The organism is Enterobacter cloacae complex sp. 2015409 (genome assembly GCF_041365315.1).
GTDB lineage: Bacteria > Pseudomonadota > Gammaproteobacteria > Enterobacterales > Enterobacteriaceae > Enterobacter > Enterobacter pseudoroggenkampii.
In genome coordinates this window covers 17,343-37,495 of the sequence record NZ_JBFTVM010000002.1, presented here as the reverse complement: position 1 = coordinate 37,495, position 20,153 = coordinate 17,343, and the positions used below count along the sequence as shown (strand labels likewise).

The window sequence follows — 20,153 nt, the reverse complement described above, 5'->3', positions numbered from 1 at the left end:
TTGTTTTGTACTTAGAACCTTGCGATTCTGAAAAATTGCGCACGATACGTCTCAATTGTACACATTCAGTGAGCGATATCACCAACAACCTCAATCACTTCGTTTAACGCCTGTTGCGGTTTTTCACTGTCTAACCAGTGAACGCCGTCCCAACCGCGCAACCAGGTGATCTGGCGCTTCGCTAACTGTCTCGTGGCGCAAACACCTCTATAAACCATTTCATCGTATGAAATCTCACCTTCAAGATACGACCACATCTGGCGGTATCCCACACAACGAATGGAAGGCATGTCCGTATGCAAATCTCCACGGGCAAATAGCGCCCGCACTTCTGCTTCAAAATCTGAAGCTAACATCTGATGAAAACGCTGCTCAATTCGCTGATGGAGCAGTTCACGGCTCGCCGGGGCGATGGCGAACTGATGCACCTGATACGGCAGAGCGTCTCCTGACGTTTGCGTCAGTTCCGTTAAAGTTTTACCCGAAATGAAAAAAACTTCCAGTGCCCGGGAAAGCCTTTGCGGATCATTTGGATGGATCCGTGCTGCGGCAACCGGGTCAATTTCCGCCAGTTGCTGATGCAAAACGTCCCAACCCTGCTCTGCCGCCTGCTGCTCAATTTTCGCTCTTATTTCCGGATCCGCGGATGGCAGGGGTGACAACCCCTCCAGCAACGCCTTGAAATAGAGCATGGTTCCGCCAACCAACAGCGGTATACGTCCCGCCGCCGTTATCTCGGCCATCTCGGCTAAGGCATCCCGGCGGAAATCCGCTGCGGAGTACGCCTGAGCCGGGTCAAGAATATCCAGCAAACGGTGCGGTGCCGCACGCAGCTCTTCTGCGTCAGGCTTCGCCGTGCCGATGTCCATCCCCCGGTAGATGAGGGCGGAGTCGACGCTAATCAACTCTACAGGCAAAACTTTACGCAACTCAATGGCGAGCGCCGTTTTGCCGGAGGCCGTTGGGCCCATTAAAAAAATTGCCTTAGGCAGGCTCGCCTTACTTGCGTCAATCATGTTTCAGGGCGTTCATCGCCGTTTGTAAATCAACAGGTTGTAATAACCCACCCGGCGGCGTTTTCACCAGATGCGGACAGAGGCGTTCCACCTCCGCCAGCACGCTAATGGCCTGCGCCATACTCCACGGCGTGTGTTCGCTTGCCAGATGGCGGGCGATCCACTGCGCGGTGTTGGCGGCATCAAACGCTGTTTGCTGCGCCAGGTAGCCTATCAGTTCAGGAATCAAGTTTTGTAAATTTTGTTGGCGTAAGGGTAAAGGCACTGCACGAATTGTCACATGTTGTGGTTCGAGCACAGTTTCAATACCCATCTGCGCCAGCTGCGACTCGGCGCGCTGCAATACCCTTGTTTCATCAGGGGATATTTTCAGGCGAACCGGAATTAACAACGGCTGCGCGCAGGCGGCATTTTCGCCAGGCGTGAGCTGCACCTGCTTAAGCCAGCGTTCGGCGACCGGCAGTGCCAGAAGCATCAATTTGCCGTCACGCTCAAGCAGTGCCATATCCGGCGCGATAATCGTCAGCACCCGGCCAAAACTCTGGCTATGGCCGTCCAGAGAAGGCTGAGCGGCCGGAATGTGCTCTTTACGTTCCACGGCTGGCGTTTCCAGCAGCTTGCGGTACAACGCGCCCTGCTGCTTCTGATAGCCAGGCTGGGCATTCGGATAGTTCGCGCCCGTTGGACGCGGCGCGCTACCAGCCGGGGAGTAACGCGGGGCTTCCGGTTCACGCGCAACGGCAGGCTCCGCAAAATGGTTGCGCCCTGCCGCCACACGGTTTTCGGGCAGCGGACGCGGTACAGTAGCGTCGTTCTCCAGCGGCAGCGTTGGCTCTGCCTGCTGCTGCAACACGGTGGCCACGCCCTGATAAATGAAGTCGTGAACCAGACGCGACTGGTGGAACCGCACCTCATGCTTGGCGGGATGGACGTTCACATCCACCTGATGGGGGTCGATTTCCAGATAAAGGACGAAAGCAGGCTGCTGATCGGCACCCAGTTTGTCTTCGCAGGCCTGGCGAATCGCGTGATTGATGAGACGGTCGCGCATCATGCGGCCGTTGACGTAGCAATACTGGATCTCCGCAAACGCAGCACTGCTCGCGTTTGGATCGGCAACCCAGCCGCGCAGCGCCAGATCGCCGTGCTGCCACTCAATGGCCAGGGCCTGTTCAAGGAACGGCGTACCGCAGATCGCCCCCAAACGGCGCTCTTTCTGTCCACCTTCTGCCACCGCGCGATACTGGCGCATCACCTTGCCGTTGTGGCTGAGGTTGATGGTGACATCGAATCGCGCCAGTGCGATACGCCGGATGATCTCGTCGATATGGCCGAACTCGGTCTTCTCGGTACGCATAAACTTGCGTCGGGCGGGGGTGTTGTAGAAGAGATCTAATACTTCAAGCGTCGTGCCGACAGGGTGTGCTGCGGGTTTAACCGTGACATCCATATCGCGCCCTTCGGCGTAAGCCTGCCAGGCTTCCTGCTGTTCGGCGGTACGGGAGGTCAGCGTTAAGCGCGAAACCGAGCTGATACTGGCCAGCGCTTCACCGCGAAAACCGAGGCTAATAATCGCCTCCAGGTCATCCAGAGAGGCAATTTTACTGGTGGCGTGACGGGCCAGCGCCAGCGCGAGCTCGTCTTTTTTAATGCCACAGCCGTTGTCGCGAATGCGAATAAGCTTCGCGCCACCGCGTTCGATATCAATATCGATGCGGGTTGCGCCCGCATCGAGGCTGTTTTCCACCAGCTCCTTCACCACCGACGCAGGGCGTTCCACCACCTCACCGGCGGCGATTTGGTTCGCGAGCTGCGGCGGTAGAACCTGAATCGGCATGAATTCTCCTTAGTTGGTCGCGGTCATCTCACCCGGCAGCGCTGCGCTGGCCGTCTGGCCAGCACCACTCTGTGGCGCAGACTGCAGCGGATGGGCATCAAAGTATTTACGCAGACCGTTATAAATCGCTTCGGCAATTTGCTGCTGGTAGCTGTCGCTTCCCAGCAGACGCTCTTCACCGTTGTTACTGATAAAGCCCGTCTCTACGAGGATGGACGGAATATCCGGCGAGCGCAGAACGCCGAGGCTGGCATGTTCCGGACGACGCTTATGCAGCACGCCAACGCTTTGCAGCTGGTTCAATACGTTAGTGGCGACATCATACCCGACGCGCTGAGAATGACCGAACTGTAAATCCAGCACCGCCTGGCTGAGGTACGGATCGGACTGGCTGTTCGCCAGCACGTCGCCCGCGCCGCCTAACAGTTCAGACTGCTTCTCATGCTCTTCCAGCCAGTTGGCCATTTCGCTGTTGGCGCGACGGTTAGACAGCACCCAAACCGAGGCGCCGGTCGCGCTACGATTCGGTGCGGCGTCCGCATGAATGGAGACCAGGAAATTCGCGTTTTGCTTACGCGCCACATCCGAGCGTCCCATTACGGAGATAAAGTAATCCCCGTCGCGGGTCAACACGCCTTTAAACATAGGGTCGTCATTGAGTAGCGAACGCAGTTTACGCGCGATAGCGATCGTCACGTTTTTCTCTCGCGTACCGCCAGGGCCAATCGCCCCCGGATCTTCCCCGCCGTGACCCGCATCAATGGCGATAATCACTTTGTCACCGCTGGCCGTCGCGCGTCGCGCGCTGGCAGCCGGACGCGTCACCGTATTGCTGCTGGTTGCCGCAGTAATGCGATCGTTCTGCGATTTAAACGGATTACGCGCAGGTTCAGAAGGACGGGGCGTATACACCGGTTCTTCCACACGCTTCGCTACGACCGGCGGCGGTGGAGGCGGTGGCGGTGCGTCGGCATTGATGGTAAAGACCACCGTATAGTTCGCCCCGTTTTGCTGTTTCACCGCCTTCGTTATGCCCTTTTCGGTCAGATCGACCACCAGGCGTAACGACTGGCTATCCTGCGGTGTTCCCGAACGGATACTTTTCACCAGGTTGTTGCCGCTGAACCGCAGCGGCAGCCCCTGGATCACGCCTGTCTGTTTGATATCCAGCGCCACGCTGTGGCTGTCTGGCTGTGAAAACGCATATTCAGGATCGCCCATAAAGCTGAACGTGATCCGGGCCTGGCTTTCGCCGTTCGATACCTGAATATCTGAGAGGTTTGCCGCCCCGGCCTGCGCGCACAGCAGCACGGTGGCAGCCAACAACCAACCTTTAACGCGATTTATCATCCCGTCATCCCTACGCTTAACCGGCCAGTCGCGCCAGTAAGGAACTGCCTGATGAGGAAACAGCACTGATGCGTGCCTCACGCCCTTGTGCCTGGTAATCTAAGTGAATTTCGACATCCGGGTCAGGCAGCACACCCGCACCTTGTTGCGGCCACTCCACCAGGCAAATGGCGTCGTTGGCAAAATAATCACGGATCCCCATAAATTCCAGCTCCTCAGGATCCGCAAGGCGGTATAAATCGAAGTGGTACACCATGAGATTTTCAAGGGTGTACGGTTCTACCAGCGTGTAGGTTGGGCTTTTGACATTCCCGTTATGCCCTAACGCCTGCAAAAAACCCCGGCTAAAGGTGGTTTTACCCGCACCTAAATCACCATACAGATAAATGACGGTTGCCCCCTGACAGGCCTGCGCCACGCGCTTGCCGAGTTCTAAAGTGGCTTGTTCATCAGGTAAAGGAATCGCTCGATTAGTCATTTTCTACGTCAATCACATCCGGGTTAACAACACGCCGCAGCGTGCAAAAAAGATCGGTGGCCAGCATACCGCGTGTACCGTAACGCGCAGCCAGTTTATCCGCCGCAACGCCGTGAGCCACGCAGCCCGCGCAGGCTGCATCATAAAGGGGAAGTTTCTGTCCAAGCAATGCGCCAATGATGCCGGAAAGCACATCGCCCATGCCGCCGCTCGCCATGCCCGCATTTCCAGCATCAATAATGCCCTGCGTCTCCTCACTGGCGACAACGGTTCCTGCCCCTTTCAAAACAGCAACACCTCCGTAACGTTTTACCAGACGCTGAGCAGAAAGTAAGCGATCGCTTTCAATTTCTGCCACGCTGCAGTTAAGCAGGCGCGCGGCTTCGCCGGGGTGTGGCGTCAGAATACGATTGTGACGCTTATACGGGTTTATTGCCAGAAGGTTAAGCGCGTCGGCATCCCACAGCATCGGTTTACGAAAATTCTCGACCTTTTGCAGAGCCTGTTTACCCCATGTCTGCTGCCCAAGCCCAGGGCCAATCACCACCACATCCGCCCATTCAAGGCTCTCTTCAAGCGACTGGGGCGTAAGCTCGTGCACCATCAGCTCCGGTCGGGCTGTAACGATCGGCGCAATATTTTCGATGCGAGTGAGTACTCGCACTAATCCGGCGCCGCTGCGCAAAGCCGCTTCGCCGGTCATGCGAATCGCACCTGCCGTACCATGGTCGCCGCCAATAATCACCAGCCGGCCGTGATCGCCCTTATGGGAGGTCGGCCGGCGCGGCGGGAGCCACGCAGCAAGCTGCGATGCATCAAAACGCGCGATGCGCATTTCCTGCCCGTCGAGCCAGCTCTCCAGCCCCAGCGCGCTGTGGTGCAGCACGCCGACGACATCCCGCGCTTTACCGGTCAGTAACCCCGGCTTGAGGGCGATGAAAGTCACCGTATGTGCAGCCTGAATCACCGCCCCCGGCGCCGCGCCGGTTTGTGCAATCAGGCCAGAGGGAATATCCAGGGCGACTACCGGCGCGGAATGTCTGTTAGCGTGTTCAATAAGTACGGCAATGTTCTCACGAGGCGCGCTGCGCAGCCCCGTGCCCAGCAGCCCGTCAACAATCAGATCCACCTCTTCCGGCCAGACGATATCAGGCGCATGGATCACACCGCCTGCGTTAAGCCACGCCTCCCGGGCCGCGCCGGCCTCTTCCGGCAGCGGTTTATCACTTTCGAGAGCCAGCAAGGTCACGCGGATACCTGCCGCAACCGCCAAACGGGCGACGACGTAGCCATCGCCGCCGTTGTTGCCGTGACCGCACAGAATCAGCCAGTGGGCGGCCTGCGGGTACGCGCTGCGGGCAACGTTAAACGCCGCCTCACCCGCGCGCAGCATCAGTTCATACAGGGTAATCCCGAGGCTGTCTGCGGCCTCTTTTTCGGCGCGCCGGAGGTCATCCGCATGCCAGATGGAATGTGGTATACTTGCGGGGTTTTTCTTCACCGTATGGTCCGTCATGTCACAGCCCCTCGATCTCAATGAATTAGCGCAAAAAATAAAACAGTGGGGTGCTGAGCTTGGCTTCCAGAAGGTGGGTATTACCGATACCGACCTTTCCGCCAGCGAGCCGAAACTGCAGGCCTGGCTGGACAAACAATACCACGGCGAAATGGAGTGGATGGCGCGCCATGGCATGATGCGCGCCCGTCCACACGAGCTTTTGCCGGGCACATTACGCGTCATCAGCGTGCGCATGAACTATCTGCCCGCCAACGCGGCCTTTGCGCGCACGCTAAAAAATCCCTCTTTGGGTTACGTCAGCCGGTACGCCCTGGGACGCGATTACCATAAGCTTTTGCGTAACCGTTTAAAAAAACTCGGGGAAACTATTCAGCAGCACTGTGTTTCGCTGAATTTTAGACCCTTTGTCGATTCTGCGCCTATTCTTGAGCGCCCGATTGCCGAAAAAGCCGGGCTTGGCTGGACAGGTAAGCACTCACTAATCCTCAGCCGCGACGCCGGATCGTTCTTCTTTCTGGGTGAACTGCTGATTGATTTACCGCTGCCGGTAGACGGCCCGGTAGAGGAAGACTGCGGCCGTTGCGTGGCCTGTATGACCATCTGCCCAACAGGCGCCATCGTTGAGCCTTACACCGTTGATGCCCGTCGCTGTATCTCCTACCTCACTATCGAACTGGAAGGGGCCATTCCAGAGGAGTTCCGACCGCTTATCGGCAACCGCATCTACGGCTGCGACGATTGCCAGCTCATCTGCCCGTGGAACCGCTATTCACAGCTTACGGACGAAGAGGATTTCAGCCCGCGTAAGGCGCTCCATGCGCCGCCGCTCATTGAGCTGTTCGCCTGGACCGAGGCCTGGTTCCTGAAGGTGACGGAAGGTTCGGCCATTCGCCGTATCGGGCATCTGCGCTGGCTGCGAAATGTGGCCGTCGCGCTGGGTAATGCCCCGTGGGATGAAGCGAACGTGCAGGCGCTTGAAAGCCGTAGAGGTGAGCACCCACTTCTTGATGAGCACATAGAATGGGCGATTGCGCAGCAAATTGAGAAACGTAATGCCTGCGTGGTCGAGGTGCAGCTACCGAAGAAACAGCGTCTGGTGAGGGTGATTGAAAAAGGGCTTCCGCGGGATGCCTGAACTATTCACAGCCTGTGAATAAAATTACAAACTCAAGCGCCATCTGGGCTGGAGAAGAGGTCAAGTGATCTCAATAACATTTTGAAATCAAATTTTATACTGTAAATACAGTGCGTTACGAAGATATTATTCACCCTGCTAAGTTTTAACCCGGTTTCGATTAAGCGCAGTTTCTGTGGATAACTCTGTTCACAATAGTATTTCAGAGACAACAGAAAACGTCCCAAGCGATGCTTTTCGCTGTGGATATTTTAGAGATGAAGAAGAATTTGGAGCGGGAAACGAGACTCGAACTCGCGACCCCGACCTTGGCAAGGTCGTGCTCTACCAACTGAGCTATTCCCGCTTGGGTGGTCCGTGCTGTGGAAGCACTTTCAAATTTTGGAGCGGGAAACGAGACTCGAACTCGCGACCCCGACCTTGGCAAGGTCGTGCTCTACCAACTGAGCTATTCCCGCTTGGGCAGTCTGTGCTGTGGAAGCACTTTCAAATTTTGGAGCGGGAAACGAGACTCGAACTCGCGACCCCGACCTTGGCAAGGTCGTGCTCTACCAACTGAGCTATTCCCGCAAATCTGCACTGCTTTTGTTGCTGTCGTAACGTGTAATTCTCTGTCGTTACGGGAGGCGCATTATACGAGAAATCCTTTTAGCTGCAACCCCCCTTAAAGCGATTTTTTCGAAATTAAGTTCAAATGCTTATTTAATAGGCAAGCTGAACAATTTAACGACAAAAACCCGGCCACGCAAGGCGCCGGATCGAAAAATCACAGCTTAATAAAGTTTTCGCGGTAGTAGGAAAGCTCCGCCACGGACTCTCGGATATCATCCATCGCCTGATGCGTGCCCTGTTTTTTAAAGCCGTCGAGGATTTCAGGCTTCCAGCGACGCGCCAGCTCTTTCAACGTGCTGACGTCCAGATAGCGGTAGTGGAAGTAAGACTCCAGCTCCGGCATGTACTTAAACAGGAAACGACGATCCTGGCCGATGCTATTCCCACAGATTGGCGATTTGCCTGCCGGAACCCACTGTTTCAGGAACTCAAGCGTCGCCAGCTCCGCCTCTCGGTCACCCATGGTGCTCGCCTTCACCCGCTCCACCAGACCGCTGCCGGTGTGGGTACGCACGTTCCACTCATCCATCAACGCCAGCTGGTCATCGGACTGATGCACCGCTATCGTTGGCCCTTCCGCCAGGATATTCAGGTTGGCGTCCGTCACCAGGGTTGCAATTTCAATAATGCGATCGCGCTCGGGATCCAGCCCGGTCATTTCGAGATCGATCCAAATCAGGTTGTTTTCATCCGCGCTCATGTTATTTTCCACCCTTCTCGCATAACCGGCAGTAGCAGGTTAACTAGTATTAATTAGAGTGTATCATAGAGGTTTTGCCCCCTACGGGCGACCAGGAGCCAGTGCGATTGAGTAAAAATAAACTCTCCAAAGGGCAGCAGCGCCGCGTGAATGCCAATCACCAGCGCCGTCTTAAAACCACTGCGGAGAAGGTCGATTACGACGACAACCTGTTTGGCGACCCAACGGAAGGCGTAGTCATCAGCCGTTTCGGTATGCACGCTGACGTGGAATCCGCCGATGGTGCGATTCACCGCTGCAACATCCGCCGGACCATTCGTTCTCTGGTGACCGGCGACCGCGTCGTCTGGCGGCCGGGTAAAGAGGCGGCGGAAGGCGTGACGGTAAAAGGCATCGTTGAAGCGGTCCATGAGCGCACGTCTGTGTTAACCCGTCCCGATTTCTACGACGGGGTCAAACCGATTGCCGCCAACATTAACCAGATTGTTATCGTATCGGCGATTTTGCCCGAACTGTCGCTCAATATTATCGACCGATATCTCGTCGCCTGCGAAACGCTGCAGGTTGAACCGATTATCGTGCTGAACAAAATCGATCTGCTGGACGATGACGGCATGGCCTTCGTCAATGAGCAGATGGATATCTATCGCAAAATTGGCTACCGCGTCCTGATGGTCTCCAGCTACACCAAAGATGGCCTGAAACCGCTGGAAGAGGCGCTTACCGATCGCATCAGCATCTTTGCGGGCCAGTCCGGCGTGGGCAAATCGAGCCTGCTGAACAACCTGCTTGGCCTCCAGCAAGAGATCCTCACCAACGATGTCTCTGATGTCTCGGGCCTGGGCCAGCACACCACCACCGCGTCACGCCTGTATCACTTCCCGCACGGGGGCGATGTCATCGACTCCCCGGGCGTGCGAGAGTTCGGTTTATGGCACCTGGAGCCGGAACAAATCTTTAACGGATTTGTCGAATTCCATGATTATTTAGGCGCTTGCAAGTACCGCGACTGTAAACACGATAACGACCCAGGCTGCGCTATCCGTGAAGCGGTTGAGAAAGGCGAGATCGCGGAGACCCGCTTCGAGAATTACCACCGTATTCTTGAGAGCATGGATCAGGTAAAAACGCGTAAAAACTTTTCTGATTCTGATAACTGACAACTAAGCTAAGCATCGCTAAAATCGTCCCCTTTTTTCAGGTTCCGGCGGCATAACGCCGGATCAGGAACGACAAAACAATGGCCTGGAGGCTACCTTGTTAAACGCATTTAAACTTTCGCTTCAATACATTCTGCCAAAACTGTGGCTCACTCGCCTGGCGGGCTGGGGCGCAAGCAAACGCGCGGGCTGGCTGACCAAACTGGTCATCGACCTTTTCGTAAAATATTACAAGGTCGACATGAAAGAGGCGCAGAAGCCGGACACCGCCAGCTACCGCACCTTCAACGAATTCTTCGTGCGCCCGCTGCGTGACGACGTGCGCCCGCTGAACACCGACCCTAACGTCCTGGTGATGCCGGCAGACGGCGTCATTAGCCAGTTGGGTAACATCGAAGACGACAAAATCCTGCAGGCGAAGGGCCATAACTACAGCCTGGAAGCGCTGCTGGCGGGTAACTACCTGATGGCGGATCAGTTCCGCAATGGTACCTTTGCCACCACCTATCTGTCACCGCGCGACTACCACCGCGTGCACATGCCGTGTAACGGTATCCTGCGCGAGATGATTTACGTCCCGGGCGATCTGTTCTCCGTGAACCACCTGACCGCGCAGAACGTGCCGAACCTGTTTGCCCGTAACGAGCGCGTCATCTGTCTGTTTGATACTGAATTTGGCCCTATGGCACAGATTCTGGTGGGTGCAACCATCGTAGGCAGCATTGAAACCGTCTGGGCAGGCACCATCACCCCACCGCGCGAAGGCGTGATCAAACGCTGGACCTGGCCTGCCGGTGAAGCGGAAGGCTCTGTGGCCCTGCTGAAAGGTCAGGAGATGGGTCGCTTCAAGCTGGGCTCCACCGTGATCAACCTGTTTGCGCCAGGCAAAGTGAAGCTGGCTGAACAACTCGAAAGCCTGTCGGTCACCAAACTGGGCCAGCCGCTGGCGGTCTCGACAGAAACCTTCGTGACGCCAGAGGCAGAACCTGCTCCGCTGTCACAGGAAGAGATCCAGGCCGAGCACGACGCCAGCCCGCTGGTTGACGACAAAAAAGACGAAGGCTAACAACAGAAGGATCGCTGACGTGCGCCCGATTATCGTTCTACTGATGGCCTGGTGCCTCAGCATGGGGGCGTACGCAGCGACAGCCCCCGACGCCAAACAGATAACCCAGGAACTGGAGCAGGCAAAAGCGGCCAAACCCGCTCAGCCAGAGACCGTCGAGTCGCTCCAGGCTGCCCTGAACGCGCTTGAGGAGCGGAAAGGCTCGCTTGAGCGCGCTCAGCAGTATCAGCAGGTTATCGACAACTTTCCCAAACTCTCCCAGACGCTGCGCGCGCAGCTCAATAATCTGCGTGACGAACCGCGCGATGTGCCGGCAGGCATGACCTCCGACGCGCTGAACCAGGAGATCCTGCAGGTCAGCAGCCAGCTTCTGGAAAAGAGCCGCCTTGCTCAGCAGGAGCAGGAGCGAGCGCGTGAAATTGCCGACTCCCTCAGCCAGCTTCCGCAGCAGCAAACCGACGCCCGTCGCCAGCTTAATGAAGTTGAGCGCCGCGTGGGTACGCAAAACGGCAACACGCCACAGGCGCAGGCCCAAAATCTGGGCCTGCAGGCAGAATCGGCTCGCCTGAAGGCCCTTGTCGATGAACTGGAGCTGGCGCAGCTTTCCGCCAATAACCGCCAGGAGCTGTCGCGAATGCGCTCTGAACTCGCTCAGAAGCAGAGCGAGCAGCTGGACGCTTACCTTCAGGCCCTGCGCAATCAGCTCAACAGTCAGCGCCAGCGTGAAGCGGAGCGTGCGCTGGAAAGTACCGAGCTGCTGGCGGAAAACAGCGATAACCTGCCTTCCGGCATCGTCCAGCAGTTTAAGGTCAACCGTGAGCTTTCTGCCGCGCTGAATCAGCAGGCGCAGCGTATGGATCTGGTTGCCTCGCAGCAGCGTCAGGCGACCAATCAAACCTTGCAGGTTCGTCAGGCATTAAACACCCTGCGCGAGCAGTCCCAGTGGCTCGGGTCATCAAACCTGCTGGGCGAAGCGTTGCGTGCCCAGGTCGCGCGCCTGCCGGAAATGCCTAAGCCGCAGCAACTGGATACCGAGATGGCCCAGCTGCGCGTTCAGCGCCTGCACTTTGAAGATCTCCTCAATAAGCAGCCGCAAATCCGCCAGATCCGTCAGGCTGATGGACAGCCGCTGACCAGCGAGCAAAACCGTATTCTGGAAGCCCAGCTGCGTACCCAGCGTGAACTGCTGAACTCTCTGCTGCAGGGCGGGGATACGCTGATTCTGGAGCTGACCAAGCTGAAGGTTTCTAACAGCCAGCTGGAAGATGCGCTGAAAGAGGTGAACGAGGCGACGCACCGTTATCTCTTCTGGACGTCCGACGTGCGTCCGATGACCTTCTCGTGGCCGATTGAGATTGTCCAGGACCTGCGCCGCCTGATTTCGCTGGACACCTTCAGCCAGCTTGGACAGGCCAGCGTGATGATGTTCACCAGCAAAGAGACCATTTTCCCGCTGCTGGGGGCGTTGATTCTGGTGGGCTTCAGCATTTACTCGCGCAGACATTTCACCCGTTTCCTCGAGCGTTCCAGTTCCAGGGTCGGGAAAGTCACCCAGGATCACTTCTGGCTAACGTTGCGCACCGTATTCTGGTCGATTCTTGTCGCCTCTCCGCTGCCGGTGTTGTGGATGACGCTGGGGTATGGCCTGCGGGAAGCCTGGCCCTATCCGCTCGCGGTAGCGATTGGCGATGGCGTCACCGCCACGGTGCCGCTGCTGTGGGTGGTGATGATATGCGCCACCTTCGCGCGCCCCAATGGCCTGTTCATCACCCACTTTGGCTGGCCGCGTAATCGCGTTGCGCGCGCCATGCGTTACTACCTGATGAGCATCGGGCTGATTGTGCCGCTGATTATGGCACTGATCATGTTCGATAATCTCAACGACCGGGAATTCTCAGGCTCGCTGGGCCGCCTCTGCTTTATGCTGATATGCGGGGCGCTGGCCATCGTCACGCTCAGCCTGAAACGCGCGGGTATTCCGCTCTATCTGGATAAATCCGGCAGCGGCGACAACATGTTCAACCGGCTGCTCTGGAACCTGCTGCTTAGCGCGCCGCTGTTTGCAATGCTGGCAGCCGCGGTGGGCTATCTGGCAACCGCGCAGGCGCTGCTGGCGAGGCTAGAAACCTCGGTGGCCATCTGGTTCCTGCTTCTGGTGGTGTACCACGTGATCCGCCGCTGGATGCTGATCCAGCGCCGCCGTCTGGCGTTTGACCGTGCCAAGCACCGCCGGGCGGAGATCCTCGCCCAGCGCGCGCGGGGTGAGGAAGAGCCAAACCACGTCAACAGTACGGAAGGCACGACGGAAGCGGACGAGGTCGAGCTGGATCTGGATGCCATTAGCACCCAGTCCCTGCGCCTGGTTCGCTCCATCCTGATGCTGATTGCCCTCCTCTCGGTCATCTTCCTGTGGTCGGAGATCCACTCCGCGTTCGGCTTCCTGGAGAACATCTCTCTCTGGGACGTGACCTCCACGGTGCAGGGTGTTGAAAGCCTGGAGCCGATTACCCTGGGGGCGGTGCTGATTGCCATTCTGGTGCTGATCATCACCACCCAGCTGGTGCGTAACTTCCCGGCGCTGCTGGAGCTGGCGCTGCTGCAGCATCTGGATTTGACGCCGGGTACGGGCTATGCGATCACGACCATTACCAAATATCTGATCATGCTGTTTGGCGGGCTGGTTGGCTTCTCGATGATCGGTATTGAGTGGTCGAAGCTCCAGTGGCTGGTGGCAGCGCTCGGTGTAGGGTTAGGTTTTGGTTTACAGGAGATCTTCGCCAACTTCATCTCTGGCCTGATCATTCTGTTCGAAAAACCGATCCGTATTGGCGATACCGTCACGATCCGCGATCTGACCGGCAGCATCACGAAGATCAACACCCGTGCGACGACGATCAGCGACTGGGATCGGAAAGAGATCATCGTGCCAAACAAGGCGTTTATTACCGAGCAGTTCATCAACTGGTCGCTGTCAGACTCCGTTACCCGTGTGGTGCTGACGGTGCCGGCACCGTCGGACGCCAACAGCGAAGAGGTTACCCAGATCCTCTACACCGCCGCTGAGCGCTGCTCGCTGGTGATCGACAACCCGGCGCCGGAAGTCTTCCTTGTGGATTTACAGCAGGGGATCCAGATTTTCGAGCTGCGTATCTACGCCGCCGAAATGGGACACCGTATGCCGCTGCGCCATGAGATCCACCAGCTGATTCTGGCGGGCTTCCGCGAGCACGGTATTGATATGCCGTTCCCACCGTTCCAGATGCGTCTGGAAAGCCTGGACGGGCGTAAAACGGGAAGAACGCTGACGTCAGCGGCGCGTACGCGCCCGGCGGGCAGTCTGTAACGCGTCTCCCCTCCCTTTCGGGAGGGGAATATTCCCGCTACGCCACTTCTGCGACGTATGCCATCGCGCGTCGACGGTAATTCTCATAAATCCCCATCGCCAGCAGCGAGAAGAAGATAGGGCCGCCCACCATCCACAGCGCGCTGTTCCAGTCGTTCGCCTCAATCACCGGCTGAATAATGGTGAAGATGTTGGCAAACGCCACCACCAGCACCACCACCGTGGTGGCCAGCAGCGTTGCCGCGCGGGTTTTGAAGATCACAAACGGACGTTCAAGGTCCTGCTTCGCCTTAAAGAACGGGAACGCCAGGGTCAGGAACAGGTACGGCAGGGTCATCGACACGTTTGCCATCAGGGTCAGCTTGTTGTAAAACGCAGACGCCGTATCGCCGCCAAATGACACCAGCAGAATGAACGCACATACCAGCAGGCACTGCATCCACATCGCGTTAGCAGGCATCCCCGTCGTGTTGAGCTGGGTCATGCGCGCAGGCCACAGCGCCTTCGGCGTACCCTGAATAATCGCTTTCAGCGGCGAATAGATCAGCGTGAAGAATGCGCCGGTATAGGCGAGGAACATCGACAGACCGGTAATACGCGCAAACCAAATGCCCAGCGTTGCCGCCGCATCCGGCGTCAGGTTCATCGCCTGCCCCAGCGTCATCCCCAAGCTTTTCATCAGCACATAGGTGATGTTCCCGAGGTTGGTGGTGCTGTTGCTCAACACCTGTTGCCAGTTGGTGCTGACCCCCCAGAGGAAAATCGCCAGCGAATAGCCGATGGAAATCACGATGGCGGCAAAAATAATGCCTTTCGCAAAGTTCTTTTCCGGGTTTTCCGTCTTATCAACCAGGCCGCCTACGGCTTCAATACCGCCGTAAGCGAAGATGGCAAACACCACGAAGGAGAGCATGGCGAGCCCGGACTGGTAGCCCGGATTCGGCGAGAAGGCAAAGTTAACCTCCTGCGCGAAGTGACCACCGTTCAGGCACAGGATAGCGATGCTCACCAGCAGCAGCACCAGGTTCAATCCCATCACCGAAATCCCGCCCACGGCGGTAATCCGGGCAATTTTATTGATGCCTTTAGACGCCACCAGCGTCACGACAACCATCCAGCATACCGCCAGAATCCCGACGACCTGCGTGGAGCTCAGCCCGGCTAACGACCAGACCTGGGTTTTATCGGCGCCGAAAACAAACGTCGAGAACGGCACCCAGACTTTAGCGGCCGTACTGACCATCCAGACGACGTAGGATGAAAACCACATAAACGTACCGATAAAGGCATAACGCGGGCCGACGCTGTTATTCATCCATGAGTAAATCCCGCCCTCTTCTTTCCGGTAAGCCGAGCCCATCTCCGCCATCATCAGCGCAAACGGGATAAAGAAGAACAGAGCAGAAACGATATAAAACGGCGTCGCGCTATAGCCCATCAGATAGAACGCGGAGGGGCTGTTGGCAAAGCCAAACACTGAGGTAAATATCATCAGGATGAGCCCGGTGAGGGTCATCTTTTTGAGTGAGTGGGACATAGAACCATCCAAAGCGGAATTAAACTGCGCGGATGGTAGCAGAAGACCAGACTAATATTGTGGCTATAAAGGCCAAATTAAGAAAAACACCCGTATATTGATAATAGGGCAGTTTTTAATGTGGCAGGGCCAAATGACCGAGTAGGCCGGGTAAGCGACAGCGCCACCCGGCAATTCTTTAAGCGCGATCGACCGTAAAGGCAATCACATCGCCCAGCTGCTCGGCGCCCAGCGCCAGCATCACCAGACGGTCAACACCCAGCGCCACGCCGGAGCAATCCGGCAGACCTGCTTTCAATGCTTCAAGCAGATTAACATCAATAGGCTGCTGCGGCAGACCGCGCGCGGCGCGCTTGCGGTTATCCTGCTCGAAGCGCTGCGCCTGCTCGCGAGCGTCGGTCAGTTCATGGAAGCCGTTCGCCAGCTCGATGCCTTTGTAATAGACCTCAAAACGCTCTGCGACACGATGATCTTCGGTACTGATCTGCGCCAGTGAGGCCTGGCTTGCCGGGAAGTGATAAACAAACGTCGGACGGTCTTTGCCAATCTGCGGTTCCACGCCGAAGGTGAACAGCAGCTGCAGCAGCGTGTCGCGATCCTCTTCGGTATCCGCCACGTTGCTCAGATCCAGTTTTGCCGCCACTTCGCGCAGCTGGGTTTTGTCCGCCGACAGCGGATCGATTTCCAGATGGCGCTGGAAAGCCTGCTGATAGGAAAGGGTTTCGGCTTCCGAGCAGTCCAGGACCTGCTGCAGCAGATCGTCCACCTCATTCATCAGGCGGTACATATCATAATGCGGGCGGTACCACTCCAGCATGGTGAATTCCGGGTTGTGGTGACGCCCCATCTCTTCATTACGGAAACTGCGGCACAGCTGATAGACCGGACCACACCCCGCCGCCAGCAGGCGTTTCATATGGTATTCCGGGCTGGTCATCAGATACAAATTCATGCCCTGAGAGTGGCCGGGGCCAACAAAACGGGTTTCAAACGGGACCAGATGAATATCCGTTACCGTTGCCTGACTCATGCACGGGGTTTCCACCTCCAGGACGCCGCGGTCGGCAAAGAAACGGCGAATCTCCGTCATAATTGCAGCGCGTTTTAACAGATTAGGGATGGATGCGCTCGGCTCCCAGGTGGCCGTTTCGCTCATGAGTTGTTCTCCGATTTCAGACAAGGGCACGAAGTCTACTCGTTAGCAGGGACAGAGACAAATTTTGCGCAGTAAAAAAGCGCATTTCATTTAGGTGAACAATTGCGTGACGTATTTCATCAATCTTCATGATAAATCGCCGGACAGAACAGCAAAAAAATCGAACACGTCAAATTTCCCTGACATCTACACGGTTATACTGTTTTACCCATAAAGGAGCAGTGGAAACGCTTTCGCAATCGTCCTTTTGGACGGGTGAACTACCTTTAGTTTGTCGCGTTGCGAAATAACAAAAATCTGGAGGAATGTCGTGCAAACTTTTCAGGCCGATCTTGCCGTAATAGGCGCTGGCGGGGCTGGATTACGTGCTGCGATTGCTGCAGCGCAAGCTAATCCCAACGCTAAAATCGCATTGATTTCAAAAGTCTATCCAATGCGCAGCCACACGGTGGCCGCAGAAGGAGGGTCCGCCGCCGTTGCGCAGGATCATGACAGCTTTGAATACCATTTCCACGACACGGTTGCAGGGGGCGACTGGCTTTGTGAACAGGATGTCGTTGACTACTTTGTGCACCATTGTCCAACGGAGATGACCCAGCTTGAGCAGTGGGGTTGCCCGTGGAGCCGCCGTCCGGACGGCAGCGTCAACGTTCGCCGCTTCGGCGGCATGAAGATCGAACGCACCTGGTTCGCTGCCGATAAGACCGGCTTCCACATGCTGCACACCCTGTTCCAGACCTCCCTTCAGTTCCCACAAATTCAGCGCTTCGATGAGCATTTCGTCCTCGACATTCTGGTGGATGATGGACACGCGCGCGGCCTGGTGGCGATGAATATGATGGAAGGCACGCTCGTCCAGATCCGCGCCAATGCGGTGGTGATGGCGACGGGCGGTGCGGGCCGCGTTTATCGTTATAACACCAACGGCGGCATCGTTACCGGCGACGGTATGGGTATGGCGCTCAGCCACGGCGTGCCGCTGCGCGATATGGAATTCGTGCAGTATCACCCAACCGGTCTGCCTGGATCCGGCATTCTGATGACGGAAGGCTGCCGTGGTGAAGGCGGTATTCTGGTCAACAAAAACGGCTACCGCTACCTGCAGGATTACGGCATGGGTCCGGAAACCCCGCTCGGCGAGCCGAAGAACAAGTACATGGAGCTCGGCCCGCGTGACAAAGTCTCTCAGGCTTTCTGGCATGAGTGGCGCAAAGGCAACACCATCTCCACGCCGCGCGGCGATGTGGTCTATCTCGACCTGCGCCATCTGGGCGAGAAAAAACTGCTGGAACGTCTGCCGTTCATCTGCGAGCTGGCGAAAGCCTACGTCGGCGTCGATCCAGTGAAAGAGCCGATTCCGGTACGCCCAACGGCGCACTACACCATGGGCGGGATCGAAACCGATCAGCAGTGTGAAACCCGTATTAAGGGTTTGTTCGCCGTCGGTGAATGTTCCTCCGTGGGCCTGCACGGCGCCAACCGTCTCGGCTCAAACTCGCTGGCCGAGCTGGTGGTCTTTGGCCGCATGGCGGGCGAGCGCGCGATGGAGCGGGCGGCAACCGCAGGTGAAGCCAACGGTGCCGCGCTGGATGCGCAGGTCGCAGAGGTTGAAAAACGCCTGAAAGATCTGGTGAACCAGGAGGGTAACGAGAACTGGTCTAAGATCCGCGACGAGATGGGCCTGTCGATGGAAGAAGGCTGCGGTATCTACCGTACCCCTGAGCTGATGCAAAAAACCGTCGACAAGCTGGCGGAACTGCAGGAGCGCTTCAAGCACGTGCGCATCACCGACACCTCCAGCGTATTCAACACCGACCTGCTCTACACCATCGAGCTGGGCCACGGTCTGAACGTCGCGGAATGCATGGCGCACTCTGCGCTGGCGCGTAAAGAGTCGCGTGGGGCCCACCAGCGTCTGGACGAAGGCTGTACCGAACGTGACGACGTCAATTTCCTGAAACACACTCTCGCCTGGCGCGATGCGGATGGCACCACGCGTCTGGACTACAGCGACGTGAAAATCACCACGCTGCCGCCGGCAAAACGCGTGTACGGTGCAGAAGCAGAAGCCGCCGAGAAGAAGGAGAAGGCGAATGGCTGAGATGCAAAAAATGAAAGTTGAAGTGGTGCGCTACAATCCGGAAGTGGACGCCGCACCGCACAGCGCTTTCTATGAAGTGCCTTATGACGAGCAAACCTCCCTGCTGGACGCGCTCGGCTATATCAAAGACAACCTGGCGCCAGACCTGAGCTACCGCTGGTCCTGCCGCATGGCGATCTGCGGCTCCTGCGGCATGATGGTCAACAAGGTGCCGAAGCTGGCCTGTAAGACCTTCCTGCGCGAGTACACTAAAGGTATTAAGGTCGAAGCGCTGGGCAACTTCCCGATTGAACGCGATCTGGTGGTCGATATGACCCACTTTATCGAAAGCCTGGAAGCCATTAAGCCGTATATCATTGGTAACCCACGCACGCCGGATCAGGGGCCAAACACCCAGACCCCGGCGCAGATGGCGAAATACCATCAGTTCTCCGGCTGCATCAACTGCGGTCTTTGCTACGCCGCCTGTCCACAGTTTGGCCTGAACAAGGAGTTCATCGGCCCGGCCGCCATTACCCTGGCGCACCGCTATAACGAGGACAGCCGCGACCACGGTAAAAAAGAACGTATGGCGCAGCTTAACAGCCAGAACGGCGTCTGGAGCTGTACCTTTGTGGGCTACTGCTCCGAAGTCTGTCCGAAGCACGTCGACCCGGCCGCCGCTATTCAGCAGGGTAAAGTGGAAAGCTCGAAAGACTTTCTTATCGCTACCCTGAAACCACGCTAAGGAGTGCATGATGACGACTAAACGCAAAGCCTATGTGCGGCCAATGCCGTCCACCTGGTGGAAAAACCTGCCGTTTTATCGCTTCTATATGCTGCGTGAAGGCACGGCGGTACCGGCGGTCTGGTTCAGCCTTGAGCTGATGTACGGCGTTTTTGCCCTCAAGCACGGTCCGGAAACCTGGGCCAACTTTGTCGGTTTTCTGCAAAACCCGATCATCGTTGTGCTGAACCTGATCGTGCTCGCGGCCGCGCTGCTTCATACCAAAACGTGGTTTGAACTGGCGCCAAAAGCGGCGAACATCATCGTTAAAGACGAAAAAATGGGGCCAGAACCGGTGATTAAAGGGCTCTGGGCGGTGACGATTCTGGTCACTGTGGTCATTCTGTTTGTCGCACTGTTCTGGTAAGGAGACACCT

At 57.0% G+C, this 20,153-nt stretch carries 15 protein-coding genes and 3 tRNA genes; 7 read left to right on the top strand and 11 right to left on the bottom strand.

Annotation, left to right across the window (positions count from 1 at the left end):
* Positions 1-65 precede the first annotated feature (65 nt).
* The 5 genes from miaA to nnr are packed head-to-tail and all read right to left on the bottom strand — an operon-like array spanning position 66 to position 6,197.
* The gene (miaA, locus tag ACDO57_RS13835) at positions 66-1,016 is read right to left on the bottom strand and encodes a tRNA (adenosine(37)-N6)-dimethylallyltransferase MiaA (protein ID WP_032651346.1); all 951 of its coding nucleotides are present in this window, start codon (positions 1,014-1,016) and stop codon (positions 66-68) included.
* Positions 1,009-2,853 (bottom strand): DNA mismatch repair endonuclease MutL, encoded by a 1,845-nt coding sequence (gene mutL / locus ACDO57_RS13830; protein WP_290094334.1) that lies wholly within the window; start codon positions 2,851-2,853, stop codon positions 1,009-1,011. Before mutL ends, miaA begins: the two co-directional genes overlap by 8 nt.
* Positions 2,854-2,862: 9 nt before the next feature.
* On the bottom strand, positions 2,863-4,203 hold the full coding sequence (gene amiB / locus ACDO57_RS13825) for an N-acetylmuramoyl-L-alanine amidase AmiB (protein WP_048989509.1): 1,341 nt from the start codon (positions 4,201-4,203) through the stop codon (positions 2,863-2,865).
* A 16-nt stretch (positions 4,204-4,219) separates the two neighbouring features.
* A complete protein-coding gene (tsaE, locus tag ACDO57_RS13820; protein WP_013095283.1) occupies positions 4,220-4,681 on the bottom strand; it encodes a tRNA (adenosine(37)-N6)-threonylcarbamoyltransferase complex ATPase subunit type 1 TsaE in 462 nt (153 codons plus the stop codon).
* A complete protein-coding gene (nnr, locus tag ACDO57_RS13815; RefSeq protein WP_370884142.1) occupies positions 4,674-6,197 on the bottom strand; it encodes a bifunctional ADP-dependent NAD(P)H-hydrate dehydratase/NAD(P)H-hydrate epimerase in 1,524 nt (507 codons plus the stop codon). Before nnr ends, tsaE begins: the two co-directional genes overlap by 8 nt.
* Between nnr and queG the strand changes: the two genes are divergently transcribed.
* Positions 6,196-7,335, top strand: a complete 1,140-nt coding sequence (gene queG / locus ACDO57_RS13810) for a tRNA epoxyqueuosine(34) reductase QueG (RefSeq protein ID WP_061716098.1) — start codon at positions 6,196-6,198, stop codon at positions 7,333-7,335. The genes nnr and queG overlap by 2 nt on opposite strands.
* Before the next feature lie 270 nt (positions 7,336-7,605).
* Here the strand turns inward: queG and ACDO57_RS13805 are convergent.
* From ACDO57_RS13805 to orn, 4 genes are all read right to left on the bottom strand, one after another.
* Positions 7,606-7,681 (bottom strand) — tRNA-Gly (locus ACDO57_RS13805).
* A gap of 36 nt (positions 7,682-7,717) precedes the next feature.
* Positions 7,718-7,793, bottom strand: a tRNA-Gly gene (locus tag ACDO57_RS13800).
* A gap of 36 nt (positions 7,794-7,829) precedes the next feature.
* Positions 7,830-7,905, bottom strand: a tRNA-Gly gene (locus tag ACDO57_RS13795).
* 196 nt (positions 7,906-8,101) lie between these two features.
* Positions 8,102-8,647, bottom strand: a complete 546-nt coding sequence (gene orn, locus ACDO57_RS13790; RefSeq protein ID WP_008502926.1) for an oligoribonuclease — start codon at positions 8,645-8,647, stop codon at positions 8,102-8,104.
* A 107-nt stretch (positions 8,648-8,754) separates the two neighbouring features.
* Here orn and rsgA point away from each other — a divergent pair, with 107 nt between their 5' ends.
* The 3 genes from rsgA to mscM all read left to right on the top strand — a co-directional run bounded on the left by rsgA (position 8,755) and on the right by mscM (position 14,216).
* A complete protein-coding gene (gene rsgA / locus ACDO57_RS13785) occupies positions 8,755-9,807 on the top strand; it encodes a small ribosomal subunit biogenesis GTPase RsgA (protein ID WP_008502927.1) in 1,053 nt (350 codons plus the stop codon).
* Between the two features lie 97 nt (positions 9,808-9,904).
* Entirely contained in the window at positions 9,905-10,873 is a 969-nt protein-coding gene (asd, locus tag ACDO57_RS13780; protein WP_370884141.1) for an archaetidylserine decarboxylase, read from the top strand.
* A gap of 19 nt (positions 10,874-10,892) precedes the next feature.
* On the top strand, positions 10,893-14,216 hold the full coding sequence (gene mscM / locus ACDO57_RS13775) for a miniconductance mechanosensitive channel MscM (protein WP_061716099.1): 3,324 nt from the start codon (positions 10,893-10,895) through the stop codon (positions 14,214-14,216).
* 37 nt (positions 14,217-14,253) lie between these two features.
* On the opposite strand, the gene yjeM is transcribed toward mscM, so the two are convergent.
* Together yjeM and epmA are read right to left on the bottom strand one after the other, a co-directional pair.
* Positions 14,254-15,753, bottom strand: a complete 1,500-nt coding sequence (yjeM, locus tag ACDO57_RS13770) for a glutamate/gamma-aminobutyrate family transporter YjeM (protein WP_370884140.1) — start codon at positions 15,751-15,753, stop codon at positions 14,254-14,256.
* A gap of 178 nt (positions 15,754-15,931) precedes the next feature.
* On the bottom strand, positions 15,932-16,909 hold the full coding sequence (gene epmA / locus ACDO57_RS13765) for an elongation factor P--(R)-beta-lysine ligase (RefSeq protein WP_370884139.1): 978 nt from the start codon (positions 16,907-16,909) through the stop codon (positions 15,932-15,934).
* Between the two features lie 310 nt (positions 16,910-17,219).
* On the opposite strand from epmA, the gene frdA reads away from it, so the two are divergent.
* Genes frdA through frdC form a run of 3 tightly spaced genes read left to right on the top strand, consistent with a single transcriptional unit; the run spans position 17,220 to position 20,143 of the window.
* Entirely contained in the window at positions 17,220-19,010 is a 1,791-nt protein-coding gene (gene frdA / locus ACDO57_RS13760; RefSeq protein WP_370884138.1) for a fumarate reductase (quinol) flavoprotein subunit, read from the top strand.
* A complete protein-coding gene (locus ACDO57_RS13755; RefSeq protein ID WP_023310124.1) occupies positions 19,003-19,737 on the top strand; it encodes a succinate dehydrogenase/fumarate reductase iron-sulfur subunit in 735 nt (244 codons plus the stop codon). The genes frdA and ACDO57_RS13755 overlap by 8 nt, the downstream gene beginning before the upstream one ends.
* Before the next feature lie 10 nt (positions 19,738-19,747).
* On the top strand, positions 19,748-20,143 hold the full coding sequence (gene frdC / locus ACDO57_RS13750) for a fumarate reductase subunit FrdC (RefSeq protein WP_024907347.1): 396 nt from the start codon (positions 19,748-19,750) through the stop codon (positions 20,141-20,143).
* Positions 20,144-20,153 lie beyond the last annotated feature (10 nt).